Origin of the sequence: uncultured Roseobacter sp. (assembly GCF_947499265.1) — a bacterium.
GTDB lineage: Bacteria > Pseudomonadota > Alphaproteobacteria > Rhodobacterales > Rhodobacteraceae > Roseobacter.
In genome coordinates this window covers 61,702-74,270 of sequence record NZ_CANMNK010000003.1, presented here as the reverse complement: position 1 = coordinate 74,270, position 12,569 = coordinate 61,702, and the positions used below count along the sequence as shown (strand labels likewise).

Below are 12,569 nucleotides of genomic sequence, written 5' to 3'. Positions count from 1 at the left end.
GGTGTGTGGGCGCGGATCAGAGCGCGTCTGATCCGGTTTCGCCGGTCCGGATGCGGATCGATTGCTCGACAGGGGTGACGAAAATCTTGCCATCTCCGATTTTCTCGGTTTTCGCAGCGCCGACGATGGCGTCAATGGCCGCATCGACCATGTCATCGTCCAGCACGATCTCGATCTTCACCTTGGGCAGGAAATCCACGACGTATTCAGCGCCCCGGTAGAGCTCCGTATGACCTTTCTGGCGGCCAAACCCCTTCACTTCGATCACGGAAAGACCCTGAACCCCGACCTCTTGCAAAGCCTCTTTGACCTCGTCGAGTTTGAACGGTTTGATAACCGCTTCGATCTTTTTCATTGGAGCCTCCCTTGGCGTGTTTCAGAAGGTTTCAGATCATTTCGGGCTGGAGCGGTCCATCGATAGGCGTAAACTGGGTCACATCCCATGTGGCTTTGGCATGGGCGCGCTTATTTAGAGGGCATGTCGCACAAAAAATAGGCGAAAGTGAATCGTGAGGGCCAAAAATGAACGAAGTTCTGACCAGCGCCGAGATGCGCGCCCATGAAAAGGCGGTGATTGAGTCGGGTGCTGTGACGGGTTTGGGGCTGATGGAGAAGGCCGGTCAGGGGGTGGTTGAGGCGGTTTTTGAAAGCTGGCCGGAGTTCGCCTCCGGCGGGCATCGTGCGGTGGTGCTGTGCGGGCCGGGCAACAACGGCGGCGATGGCTATGTGGTGGCGCGCCTCTTGAAAAATCGCGGCTGGGACGCGCAGGTTTTTGCCCTTGGCAGCACCGAAAACCTGCCGCCGGATGCAAAGGCCAACGCTCTTCGGTGGATCGATTTGGGGCCGGTGCGCCCGCTGGATCAGGTCGCATTCGATCCAAAGGCGGCACCCGATCTTATTGTCGATGCGCTTTTCGGGACCGGTTTGACCCGCCCGTTAGACCCACCCCTTGTCGCGGTGATCGAGCGTTACGTCAATGCACCTGCGCCGCGCGGTGGAACTCGCGTCGTCGCGGTGGATATCCCATCCGGCCTATGCGCGGACAGCGGTCGCTCTCTCGGGGCCTCTGTGCGGGCTGACCTTACGGTGATCTTTCACAGCGAGAAACCAGGCCATCTGCTGGCGGAAGGCGGGATTAGCTGTTCCAAAAACGTGGTGGTCAAGGACATCGGCCTGCCGCCGTTCCAAAGCACGAACGGAGATGTCGCAGGCATTTTCCGAAATGCCCTGCCAGCCCCGGCAGTATTGGCAAAGGACGGCGGGCGGCACAAATATGACTATGGCCACGCGGTGGTGATCAGCGGCCCGGCGGCGCACACGGGTGCTGCGCGCTTGGCCGCACGTGGGGCGCTGCGCATTGGCGCGGGATTGGTGAGCCTCGCCACGCGATCTGATGCGCTTTCGGAGGTTGCGGCGCAGTCGACCGCCGTGATGGTGGTGCCGATAGAGGGGGCCAGCGCATTGCACGCCCGGTTTGCCGAGGATGCGCGCGCCAATGCGTTTTGCCTTGGCCCGGCTCTGGGCAAGGACGCTGTTGCCGCCGAACTGATCAGAACCACGCTGGCGTTGCGCCGCGCAACCGTTCTGGACGCTGATGCCTTGACGCTTCTGGCGGAAGAGCCTGAAATGTTTGCCGATCTGCACCCAGGCTGCGTTTTGACCCCACATGGGGGCGAATTCAGCCGCCTCTTTCCGGATATTGCCGAGAGGCTGGCAGCCGACCCTACCCAAGGACCGGCCTATTCCAAAATCGACGCGACGCGGGCGGCAGCGGAACGGGCGGGCTGTGTCGTGCTGTTCAAGGGGGCGGATACGGTGATGGCGGACCCCCGGGGCCGCTGCATCGTGAATGCGCTGGAGGAGGGGGCTGCCTGGCTGGCCACGGCGGGGTCGGGCGATGTTCTGGCCGGGTTTATCTGCGGGTTGCTGGCCAGAGGGCTGCCGCCACTGGAAGCCGCCGCAACCGGGGCGAAACTGCACGCGGCCTGCGCGCGCGCCTTTGGGCCGGGGCTGATCGCCGAAGATCTGCCTGAAGTGCTGCCAAAGGTGTTCCGGTCCCTGGGGCTTTAAGCCGTGTGGTGTGGCATCTCCTGGGCAAAGCTGTTGGCCGTGCCCAATTCCAGACCATCGGCAAAGACCACCTGAGGGGCCGCACAGTGAAGCCGGTAGAGGGTGACAGCCTGTTGCCCCAGATTGCGGACAAATTCACCGTCGATCAGCCGGCGTGCCGGAACAAGGGCTTGCGGGGCGCCATAGAAAGCCATTGCACGCCAATCCCGGATCAGAACCGTCTGATCCGCGGTCAGCAGGGTATCGCTGTCCGGCCGGCTGTGCCCGATTGATCCGGCGATGATGTAGACGACATGGGTCACCATGCTGACGACATCGATTCCGGTGAGAGGGACCGCCCCGCCACCCCGCGCAATGACGCGGTCGCCCGCCCGCAGCGTTTCAACGGGTTGCTCGCCCCTCAGTGTCAAGATGCGCGCGCCGGATACCAGTCCCGCACCGGACATGTTCGGTTGTGCCGAACGGTCCGTTGGGGGGATGTTACCACTCGCGCGCCCGGCCGTTTTCGGCTTCATGGGCGTTCTTCCTTATTCAACCTGCCTCAAGGTCTGCACGATTTAATATAACGTTGTCTTAATGTCTTCGATAAATTTGCACTCGCGCTGCGCGCAATGGTTTGCTAAGGACCGCGCGAGCCGGCGGTCATCCCCGGTCTCGTGCGGGTGTGGCGGAATTGGTAGACGCACCAGATTTAGGTTCTGGCGCCGCAAGGCGTGGGGGTTCAAGTCCCTTCACCCGCACCACTTCAATCGCCGTTTGCGCAGGGCGCATTGACGTGCGGGACAACGCCTCTTGCACCTTTGTCGCTGGCAAAATAGAAGAGCGGAAATTTACGCACGCGCCCGCCCGGCGCGCCTTATTTACATGGAGCACACATGCAGGTCACCGAGACGCTGAACGAAGGTCTGAAACGCGGCTATGCCATCACGGTCACTGCCGCTGAGCTGGACGCCAAGGTTAACGAAAAACTGGCCGAAGCGCAGCCCGAAGTCGAGATGAAGGGCTTTCGCAAGGGCAAGGTGCCGATGGCGCTGCTGAAAAAGCAGTTTGGTCAGAAGGTCATGGGCGAAGCGATGCAGGAAAGCATCGATGGCGCGATGAGCAATCATTTTGAGGAATCCGGTGATCGCCCGGCGTTGCAGCCGGAAGTCAAGATGACCAACGAAGACTGGAAAGAGGGCGATGACGTCGAAGTCTCGATGTCCTACGAAGCGCTGCCCGAAATTCCCGAGGTTGATTACAGTAAGATCAAGCTGGAAAAGCTGGTGGTGAAGGCCGAGGACGCGGCGGTCGAAGAAGCCCTGGGGAACCTGGCCGAAACCGCGCAGGATTTCAAAGCGCGCAAGAAGGGCTCCAAGGCCAAGGACGGCGATCAGGTTGTCATGGATTTCCTCGGCAAAGTGGACGGCGAAGCCTTTGACGGCGGTGCCGCAGAGGATTATCCACTGGTGTTGGGCTCAAACTCCTTTATCCCCGGGTTCGAGGAGCAGCTTGTTGGCGTGAAAGCCGGTGAGGAAAAGGCCGTAACGGTTTCCTTCCCGGAGGACTATCAGGCCGAAAACCTGGCGGGCAAGGAAGCTGTGTTTGACTGCATCATCAAGGAAGTCAAAGAGCCTGTGGCCGCTGAGATCAACGATGATCTGGCCACGAAATTCGGTGCCGAAGATCTGGCCGGGTTGAAGACACAAATCTCCGAGCGGTTGGAAGCGGAATACGCCGGGGCGGCCCGCGCGGTGATGAAGCGCAGCCTGCTGGACTCGCTTGATGGCCTTGTTGATTTCGACCTGCCGCCCTCGCTGGTGGAGGCGGAAGCCAAGCAGATCGCGCATCAGCTGTGGCATGAGGACAACCCGGATGTGGAAGGCCACGATCATCCCGAGATCGAGACCACCGAGGAGCACACCAAGCTGGCGACACGTCGCGTGCGGCTGGGGCTGTTGCTGGCCGAGATCGGTCAGAAAGCCGAAGTGGAAGTGACAGATGCGGAAATGACCCAGGCGATTATGAACCAGGCGCGTCAGTACCCGGGCCAGGAACGCCAGTTCTTTGAATTCGTTCAGCAAAATCAGCAGATGCAACAGCAGATGCGCGCACCACTGTTCGAAGACAAAGTAGTGGATCACGTGTTTGAGCAGGCGACCATCAAGGAAAAAGAGGTTTCCAAGGACGATCTGCAAAAAGCTGTCGAGGCGCTTGAAGAAGAGTAACGCGCCTTCTTACAGAATAGAAAACGGGCTGCGCATCTCTGTCGCGGCCCGTTTTTATTGGGCGGACATCAGAGCTGGATGCGGAACCGTGCAAACCCATCGTCACCTTCGCCCGCGGGGGCCACGGTGACACCTTTGACCTCATCGACGTAGTCTTCGGCCTTGGGCCCCGTGTCGAAGAGCACCGAGGCGCCATCGAGCGGTTTGAAGGTCCAGTTTGCGTCGGCCTTGGGGCTGATGGTGCCGTTTTCCACGATGTAGCGCACGATCACGTCACGGTTTGTGTCCGGGCCCTCAAAGACGATGCTGTCACCCTTGGCGCCGGGGAAATCACCGCCGCCGCTGGCCCGGTAATTGTTTGTTGCGATGATGAATTTCTGATTGGGATCAACCGGTTGACCGTCAAATTGCAGATCGACAATCCGATTGGCATCCGGGTTGATCAGCACTCCCTTGGGGTCGAACTTCGACGGCTGGCTGAGGTCGATCTGATAGGTCACCCCATCCATCACATCGAAGTTGTAGGAGGGGAAGTCGTCGTTGATCAACGGCTGATCCGCCTCACCGGGGGTCACCTGATTGAACATGCCTGCGGAACGTTCCAGCCAATCCTTAACCTCGGCGCCGGTGACCAAAACCGCCCGTGCGGTATTGGGATAGAGGTAGAGGTCGGAGACGTTCTTGATCGCCACATCGCCCTTGGGCACATCGGTGTAATACTCCGGGCCACCTCGACCGCCCGCCTTGAAGGGTGCGGCAGCTGATAGCACCGGAAGCGCTTCGTATTCAGTGCCTTGCAGCATTTCTTTAATGTACCAGGTTTGCGCGTTCGAGACGATTTGCACCGATGGATCATCCGCCACCAAGGCAAAATAGCTGTGCAGGTTGGCATCGGTTTTCCCAACCGCGCGGCGCACGTAAGCGAGGGTTTCGTCATGAGCCTGCTGCACACTGTCCAGAACCGTTGGATCACTCTCCACCAGCGCGGTGATCGAGCGGTCCTCGTTGCGTTTCGAGATTGGGCGTGCTTCAGAACTATGCCCAGTGATGCGCCAGCTGTTGCCGTCCCGCTCCAGCATCAGATCAACCAGACCCAGGTGGCTGCCCCAGAACCCGCCCATGGTCGCCGGTTTGCCATGGATCGTGCCGGCCTCGGCATCGACCGCGGCGTAGTCCTGATAGGTCGCGGAGGGGAAAACCAGATGGCTGTGCCCGGTGAGGATCGCGTCGATCCCCGGCACGGCGGCCAGCGGCACGGAAGCGTTTTCCATCATCTCGGTCTCATCTGCCGATCCGATCCCGGAGTGGGAGAGGGCGATGATGATCTCGGCGCCTTCTTCCTTCATCTGGGGCACATAGGCGCGCGCGGCCTCCAGAATGTCGCGGGTCTGCACGTTACCTTCCAGATGACGCCGGTCCCAGTTCATGATCTGCGGCGGCACAAAGCCGATGAGGCCAATCTTGATCGGGTGCGTTTCACCCGCGCCATCGGTCAGGCTGCGTTCGATGATGGTGTAGGGTTTGACCAGCGTTGTATCTGCAGTCGGCGTGCTGTCCCTTTCCTTGACGACATTGGCCGAGACCACGGGGAAATCTGCACCGGCCAGTGATTTCATCAGGAAATCAAGGCCATAGTTGAATTCGTGGTTGCCCAGCGTCGAGGCATCAAAGCCCACGGCGTTCATCGCGGCGATCACCGGATGCATGTCGCCTTCCTTCATGCCCCGCTCATAGGCGATGTAGTCACCCATCGGATTGCCCTGCAGGAAATCGCCATTGTCGAGCAGCAGCGCGTTCGTTGCCTCCGCACGGATGTCGCCGATGATCGAGGCGGTGCGCGCCAGCCCCACGGTGTCGCGCGGTTTGTCCGCGTAGTAATCATAGGGAAACACATGCACATGCAGATCCGTCGTTTCCATCAGCCGCAGGTGTGCCTGACCGGCGCTGGCATGGGCGGAGAAGGGGTGCACCGCCAGCAAGCCGGCGCTGCCAGCGATGAATGAACGACGTGAAAGACGCAGGGTCATGGCGAATATCCTTATGGTATCAGTGGTGTGGACGATGCCGCGCAGGGATCACAGCTTCATGACACCCACGATGATCCCGCACGCTTCGGTCCGTCAAGTCGAAATTCCCGCCGGGGTTGAGGTTATCCCGCAGGACGCAGACCGGTTTCAACCAGCATGCCGCGCCGTTTGGCCTCGTAATAATAGCCACGGGCGTACCACATGATGGCCGTGTCCTGATTACCATTCGACAAAAGCCAGGCGCCGCGCAGGTATTTCAGCGCGTATTTCAGGTTGGTTTCCGCATCCAGCAGGTCGTCCGGTCTGCCGCGAAACCCCATGGTGCGCGCGGTTTCGGGCAGGATTTGCAGCAGCCCATAATAAGGACCATTGCGCGCCCAGGGGCGGTGGGTGCTTTCGCGGATCGCCAGCTTGTGCACCAGTGAGCGCGGCAGGTCGTAGAAGTCAGCGTATTCATTGATCAGGCGGCGCAGTTCCGGCGTTTCATTCGGGTAAAGCGGGGGATTGAACCCTGCGGGCTCACGTGCGCCACAGGCCGCGAGCATGAGCACGGCGGAGGTGGCAATGAAATGGCGGCGTGTCTGCACGGCGGGTGACCTTCTGTCTTTTCGGCGGATATTGACCGCTGGCGTGAGGACCACAAGGGAGGAGAGGCAGATGCGCGACAAGCCGCCTGCGGTCTGATGTGAGGTCGATTGGTTTGCTGGTATCTGCGGATGATTCACGCGCCAGCGTCCTGCGCGAAAGGACGCGTTGTGATCGGTGAAAACAGGTGACCCGACGTCGTGCGCACCGCAATTGACCTGCGTCAAGTCGAGATCATTTGCGAGTGTCTATGGAGCGGGTATCGACACGTACAAAGGCAAGAATATGAAACTGATACACATGGCGTTTTTGACCGCATCCCTGGCCCTTTTGGGGTGCACGGAGCCGGAAACCTACCCGATCACCGGCGAAGAATGCGGTCCCAACGATCCTGTGCTGGAACTGGATGCGGCGGATTGCCGTATGCCGGGGATGTTCTGACCGGGAGGCGCATGCGCGGTTGCAGTTGGCACTTTAAGTATCGCAAAGAAAAACGGCCGGGCGCTGATACACCCGGCCGTTTCCATTTCTGTGATCGTAAAGATCAGGCTTTATCGGCCGTATCTTCCTGATCGCCGGAGGCCTCTTCCGTGGGCTCGGCCACGGCTTCGGCCAGCTCTTCATCGTCAGAAGTTGCAGCACCGATGTCTTCGAAGAGTTCCGCGATTTCGAATTCCGCGGCAGCTTCTTCTTCCGCAGCCAGTTCCTGAATGGATTTACCGGCTGCTTGCAGCTCGGCTTCTTCGGTCGAGCGGGCCACGTTCAGTTCGATGGTGGCGTCGACTTCCGGGTGCAGAACGATTTGCACGGAATGCAGACCCAGCTCTTTGATCGGTGCCAGAACAACCTGCTTGCGGTCCACGGAGAAACCGGCCTCGGTTGCAGCATCTGCTGCGTCGCGGGTGGTCACAGAACCGTAAAGCGCGCCGGAATCAGAAGCAGAGCGAATCACGATGAACTGCTGTCCGTCGAGTTTCTCTGCCAGCGATTCCGCTTCTTTTCTGGTTTCCAGGTTGCGGGCTTCGAGCTGCGCTTTTTGCTGCTCAAAAGCTTCGATGTTGGATTTCGACGCACTGAGCGCTTTGCCCTGCGGCAGCAGGAAGTTGCGCGCGTAGCCGGGTTTCACATCGACGACTTCGCCCATCTGGCCCAGTTTTGCGACGCGTTCGAGAAGGATAACTTGCATCGGTTTCTCCTTACTTCACAGCGTAGGGCAGAAGTGCCAGAAAGCGGGCGCGTTTGATGGCACGGGCCAGTTCGCGTTGCTTCTTGGCGGAGACTGCGGTGATGCGGGACGGTACGATCTTGCCACGCTCAGAGATGTAGCGCTGCAGCAGACGGGTGTCTTTGTAGTCGATCTTCGGCGCGTTGTCGCCCGAGAAGGGGCAGACCTTGCGACGGCGGAAAAATGGTTTAGCGGCCATGATTTATGTCCTTGTCCTAAAGCGGGTCAGCGGCGTTCGCGGCGTTCGCCACGGTCGCGTTCGTCGCGTTTCTGCATCTGCACGGAAGGCAATTCGGCGTGCTCATCGACCTTGATGGTCAACACGCGCATCACATCGTCATGCAGGCGCATCAGGCGTTCCATTTCCTGAACGGCCGGTGCCGGGGCATCCGAGCGCAGGAAGGCATAGTGGCCCTTGCGGTTCTTGTTGATCTTATAGGCCATCGTCTTGACGCCCCAGTACTCGTGGTCCACGAGTGCGCCACCGTTGTCGGACAGGACGGCGCCGAAATGTTCGATCAGCCCTTCGGCTTGCGTGTTGGACAGGTCCTGACGCGCGATCATAACATGCTCATATTTAGGCATGTAGCTTCCTCATTTATATCAAGGCGCATTTCAAAGGTGAGGCCGATACTCCTTTTGCGGCCCCGCCACGAGAGACTGCGCGGTTCAAGTGTTTTGCAAAAGGAAGCGCCGATATACACGCTTTGGCGTGCAGCGCAAGGCTGCAGGTCAGCCCGTAAACGACAACTGTGCCGGTAACCTCCACGAAATGGCCCAGACAGAGCCCGAAAGCCGTCTTATTTGCGTCTTGATTGGGCGTTTCTCTCGTCATTAACCAAGAGAGGAAAGCACATGTCCAGCACAGTTGATCCCGTCAGCTTTGAATCGATCGCACCACAACCCGTGCGGACCCTGGATGGCAGTCGCATGATCATGCGGGGCGTTCAGGGGATGGTGGGCGTGGCCCTGATCCTGACGGCCCTCGGCCTTTGGGTGGCGCCGGGCGCCAGCTGGGACCATGAGCTGATGCTTTTCAAGCTGCTGGCCTCTGCGGTGGGTGGAATGATGGGCATCGCGTTGCTGCAGGGCTTCGCGCGGCCCGCGCCCCCGAAGGTGGAAGTGGACACCATCCGCCATGAGGTGCGCCTGGTGCGGACCCGCGGCAAGGACCGCTTCGTTCTGGATCGCTGCAGCTTCAAAAACCTCACACGCGTTGAAAACAGCGGGACCTACGTGAAGCTCTGGGGCAAGAACGACGCGCTGCTCGCTGAAGTGGCCGCAAGCGACCGCGTCGCCCACCGCAGCCTCGTCACTGCCCTGCGGGTTGCCGGTAAACTCTGATCCGCCACTTCGCATCGGCGAAATTGCGCGCTGTTCATCAGCGCGCATCACTTGTTTGCGCCTGCGGAATTGCTAAGCGGTAGAACAACCCCACATTACCTGCATGTTTTACAACTGGAGGTCACCTCAATGAAATCACTTCTTCTTGCCGCTGCTTTGACTGCAACCGCGGGCATGGCGTCTGCCGCTGCGGAAAAATACGTGCTGGATGCCAGCCACAGCCAGGTCTTGTTCAGCTATAACCACCTGGGTTTTTCCACCACCTACGGCATGTTCTCCGGCTTTGAGGGCGAGATCATGTTCGATCAGACAGATCCTGCGGCCTCATCGGTGAGCGTATCGATGCCGGTGATGAGCATGTTCACCGGGTGGGAGAAGCGCGACGGGCATTTCATGTCCGGCGATTTCTTTGGCGCGGAAGAGGGCGACATGATCACCTTCTCCTCCACCGCAATCGAAGTCACGGGAGAGGGCACGGCACTGATTACCGGTGACTTGACCATGAATGACATCACCAAACCCGTTGTTCTGGATGCCAAGCTGAACCAGACCGGCGATCACCCGCAAGCGGGCAAGCCCTGGGCGGGATTTGACGCGACAACAACCGTGTTGCGGTCAGACTTTGAGCTGGGCGCCTTTGCGCCATTCGTGAGCGATGAGGTCGAGATTGTGATCTCTGTCGAGGCGATGAAGGCAGAATAACCGCCCCCATCTTTCAACAGGGAAAAGCCGCGCCATTCCAGCGCGGCTTTTTTCTTGCGGTCACGACCAAGGCGTCATTGCGATTGCTGGGCGGTCAGTGACACATCCACCGCAACGGTAAACCCAAGCGTCGCTTCGTCCTTTTGATTGTCACCAATGGCGTAATTGCGTCGGTCCAATTGCGTGCTGCCGGTCATGGTCGCAATGCCTTCGGCCACGTCCAGCGTGAAAGGCAGGGTCACGGGCATGCTCTTGTCCTTGATCGTAAGCGTGCCTTCCGCCTGATAGCCGGCCTCTGTGTTGATGATGTCGGCGGTGAACTGCGCGGTGGGGAAGTTTTCCGCGTTGAAGAAATCCGCCCCAAGCGCCTGGCTGGTGACGGATCCGAGGGTCAGGGAGCCGATGGAGATGGTCACATCCACCGTGCCTGCCGTACCCGTCGTGACAGTCTCATCAAAGCTGATGGCGGCGGTCCAATCGGCAAAACTGCCGCGCACGTCTGAGCCAAGTTGCTGCACGGTGATGGAAAGCTCGCCGTCCTGCACCGTCCAATCCGATTGCACGTCTTCCAGTGCCGCGACGGCGGCCACGGCGTCATGTTTGGCATAGATGTCCAGCGTACTGCCGACAAAAAGCGCCCCGGCCCAGATCGCAAGCGCGGAGATCAAAGGGGCCGTCACGCGGTGCCCGCCGCCTGTATCCGCAACCGTGGGCGTGCCGGGCAGCATTCTGCGCAGGGTCGCGTCCTTGTCGATGATGTGGTGTTTCAGGGCACCCGCGAAATGCAGAAAGATGGAGGCCACCAGCACCCGTTCAAACACGATATGCAATCCGGCAGCCGTGGCCGCGAGGCTTTCCGATTTGGGCACAAACGGCAGATTTTGGCCCAGCGGCCACCAGATCGGCGCAAACCCGTCCGTGGCCGCGTGGTGCACCCAGCCCGACAGGGGCACCAACAGCAGCGACCCATAGAGCAACCAGTGCACGGTTTCGGCGGCGAGGCTTTCGATCTTGCGGTCCGCGTGTAACAGCCCCGGTTTCGGCTGGCTGAGCGCCCAGAGAATGCGCGCCAGGGCCACGAAGAAGACCGTAACGCCAAGGGTCTTGTGCAAGGAGAAAAGCCGTGCCTTCTGCGCCAGCTGCTCGGAGGTGTCGAAGGGCAGGCCGTTGGCATAGATGCCCAGCGGGATCAGCGTCAGGATCAAAAGCGCGGTGAGCCAGTGAAACGTCTTGGTGATCGCACCGTAGTGCGTGGCCGTATTTGAAAGAGACATCGGGTGTTTCCGGTATTTATGCGTCGGTTCAAGAGTAGGTGCTTCAAACGTCACGGCAATGACCGCTGATGCACAGTCTTTGCGCGCAGGCGCAAACCGGCCTGCTTGTTTGCGCTTTCGCGATTTGGATTTTGGGCCGTTGCCTCGCCTGCGCGGTCAGGCTAAGCCGGGGAGAACAAACGAGAGGGGAGGCGATTTCATGAGCATCGCATTTGTTTTTCCGGGTCAGGGGGCGCAGACCATCGGCATGGGCAAGGCGCTGGCCGAGGCCTATCCGGCGGCGCGGGCGGTTTTTGACGAGGTGGATGACGCCTTGGGCAAAAAGCTCAGCGATCTGATCTGGGACGGTGATATTGAAACGCTGACCCTGACGGAAAACGCGCAGCCTGCCTTGATGGCGACATCGATGGCGGCGGTGCGCAGTCTGGAGGCGGAAGGCATCGGGCTGGACCGCGTGGATTTCGTCGCGGGTCATTCGCTGGGCGAATATTCCGCTTTGGCGGCGGCAGGCGCATTTTCCGTGGCGGATGCGGCGCGGCTCCTGCGGATCCGGGGGCGTGCCATGCAGCAGGCTGTACCGGTGGGCGAGGGCGCGATGGCCGCCATTCTCGGACTGGATGCGACGGCGGCGGCGGATGTCGCGACACGCGCGGCGGAAGGCGAGGTCTGTCAGATCGCTAATGAAAACGATCCGGCGCAGAATGTCGTGTCCGGCCATAAGGCGGCGGTCGAACGCGCCACGGTGCTGGCCAAGGAGGCCGGGGCCAAACGGGCGCTGATGCTGCCGGTGTCCGCGCCCTTTCACTGCGCCTTGATGCAACCTGCTGCCGCCGAGATGGCCGAGGCGCTGGAGCAGGTGACGTTGAACGCGCCGAAAGTACCGCTGGTGGCCAATGTCGTGGCCTCTGCTGTCAGTGACCCTGCGGACATCCGGTCGCTGCTGGTCGATCAGGTCACGGGCCGGGTGCGGTGGAAGACATCCGTGGAATGGATGGCGGCAGAGGGCGTCACCGAATTTTGGGAAATTGGCGCAGGCAAGGCGCTGAGCGGCATGATCCGCCGCATCGCCAGAGAGGCTGGCACACGCAACATTGGCACGCCGGAGGACATCCAGGCGGCCTTGGCAGGATAAAGG

The 12,569-nt window shown here is 60.2% G+C and carries 14 protein-coding genes and 1 tRNA gene; 7 read left to right on the top strand and 8 right to left on the bottom strand.

The genetic code is table 11. The annotated features are described in order from the left end of the window. Positions 1-16 precede the first annotated feature (16 nt). Positions 17-355: a P-II family nitrogen regulator gene (locus tag Q1A63_RS08480; RefSeq protein WP_263843478.1), complete on the bottom strand. Its 339-nt coding sequence runs from the start codon at positions 353-355 to the stop codon at positions 17-19. A gap of 167 nt (positions 356-522) precedes the next feature. Between Q1A63_RS08480 and Q1A63_RS08475 the strand changes: the two genes are divergently transcribed. Continuing rightward, positions 523-2,070, top strand: a complete 1,548-nt coding sequence (locus tag Q1A63_RS08475; RefSeq protein WP_299631209.1) for an NAD(P)H-hydrate dehydratase — start codon at positions 523-525, stop codon at positions 2,068-2,070. Here Q1A63_RS08475 and Q1A63_RS08470 read toward each other — a convergent pair. Beyond that, on the bottom strand, positions 2,067-2,585 hold the full coding sequence (locus tag Q1A63_RS08470) for a Hint domain-containing protein (protein ID WP_298971398.1): 519 nt from the start codon (positions 2,583-2,585) through the stop codon (positions 2,067-2,069). The genes Q1A63_RS08475 and Q1A63_RS08470 overlap by 4 nt on opposite strands. A 143-nt stretch (positions 2,586-2,728) precedes the next feature. On the opposite strand from Q1A63_RS08470, the gene Q1A63_RS08465 reads away from it, so the two are divergent. Beyond that, positions 2,729-2,813: transfer RNA gene (locus tag Q1A63_RS08465), tRNA-Leu, on the top strand. A 132-nt stretch (positions 2,814-2,945) separates the two neighbouring features. Further along, complete coding sequence (gene tig / locus Q1A63_RS08460; protein WP_298971400.1) at positions 2,946-4,277, top strand: trigger factor; 1,332 nt, start codon at positions 2,946-2,948, stop codon at positions 4,275-4,277. 68 nt (positions 4,278-4,345) lie between these two features. On the opposite strand, the gene Q1A63_RS08455 is transcribed toward tig, so the two are convergent. Together Q1A63_RS08455 and Q1A63_RS08450 are read right to left on the bottom strand one after the other, a co-directional pair. Continuing rightward, positions 4,346-6,304, bottom strand: coding sequence for a bifunctional 2',3'-cyclic-nucleotide 2'-phosphodiesterase/3'-nucleotidase (locus Q1A63_RS08455; RefSeq protein ID WP_298971402.1), 1,959 nt, complete (start codon positions 6,302-6,304; stop codon positions 4,346-4,348). 122 nt (positions 6,305-6,426) lie between these two features. Then, positions 6,427-6,849 carry a lytic transglycosylase domain-containing protein gene (locus Q1A63_RS08450; RefSeq protein ID WP_298971626.1) on the bottom strand — a complete coding sequence of 141 codons (423 nt, stop codon included), beginning with the start codon at positions 6,847-6,849 and terminating at the stop codon, positions 6,427-6,429. A 325-nt stretch (positions 6,850-7,174) separates the two neighbouring features. Between Q1A63_RS08450 and Q1A63_RS08445 the strand changes: the two genes are divergently transcribed. Beyond that, positions 7,175-7,330 carry a hypothetical protein gene (locus tag Q1A63_RS08445; protein ID WP_298971404.1) on the top strand — a complete coding sequence of 52 codons (156 nt, stop codon included), beginning with the start codon at positions 7,175-7,177 and terminating at the stop codon, positions 7,328-7,330. Between the two features lie 103 nt (positions 7,331-7,433). Here Q1A63_RS08445 and rplI read toward each other — a convergent pair whose 3' ends face one another. From rplI to rpsF, 3 genes are read right to left on the bottom strand one after another with little or no spacing between them, the layout of a single operon-like run. Continuing rightward, positions 7,434-8,075, bottom strand: coding sequence for a 50S ribosomal protein L9 (gene rplI, locus Q1A63_RS08440; protein WP_298971407.1), 642 nt, complete (start codon positions 8,073-8,075; stop codon positions 7,434-7,436). Positions 8,076-8,085: 10 nt separating this feature from the next. Then, positions 8,086-8,313, bottom strand: coding sequence for a 30S ribosomal protein S18 (gene rpsR, locus Q1A63_RS08435; RefSeq protein ID WP_005982441.1), 228 nt, complete (start codon positions 8,311-8,313; stop codon positions 8,086-8,088). Positions 8,314-8,339: 26 nt separating this feature from the next. Next, positions 8,340-8,699 (bottom strand): 30S ribosomal protein S6, encoded by a 360-nt coding sequence (gene rpsF, locus Q1A63_RS08430; protein WP_298971409.1) that lies wholly within the window; start codon positions 8,697-8,699, stop codon positions 8,340-8,342. A 270-nt stretch (positions 8,700-8,969) separates the two neighbouring features. Between rpsF and Q1A63_RS08425 the strand changes: the two genes are divergently transcribed. Both Q1A63_RS08425 and Q1A63_RS08420 read left to right on the top strand, forming a co-directional pair. Next, positions 8,970-9,458: a hypothetical protein gene (locus Q1A63_RS08425; RefSeq protein ID WP_298971412.1), complete on the top strand. Its 489-nt coding sequence runs from the start codon at positions 8,970-8,972 to the stop codon at positions 9,456-9,458. A 129-nt stretch (positions 9,459-9,587) separates the two neighbouring features. Beyond that, the gene (locus Q1A63_RS08420) at positions 9,588-10,160 is read left to right on the top strand and encodes a YceI family protein (protein ID WP_298971415.1); all 573 of its coding nucleotides are present in this window, start codon (positions 9,588-9,590) and stop codon (positions 10,158-10,160) included. 74 nt (positions 10,161-10,234) lie between these two features. Here the strand turns inward: Q1A63_RS08420 and Q1A63_RS08415 are convergent, their stop codons facing one another. After that, on the bottom strand, positions 10,235-11,434 hold the full coding sequence (locus Q1A63_RS08415) for a cytochrome b/b6 domain-containing protein (RefSeq protein WP_298971417.1): 1,200 nt from the start codon (positions 11,432-11,434) through the stop codon (positions 10,235-10,237). Between the two features lie 199 nt (positions 11,435-11,633). Between Q1A63_RS08415 and fabD the strand changes: the two genes are divergently transcribed. Further along, positions 11,634-12,566: an ACP S-malonyltransferase gene (gene fabD / locus Q1A63_RS08410; RefSeq protein ID WP_299631203.1), complete on the top strand. Its 933-nt coding sequence runs from the start codon at positions 11,634-11,636 to the stop codon at positions 12,564-12,566. Positions 12,567-12,569 lie beyond the last annotated feature (3 nt).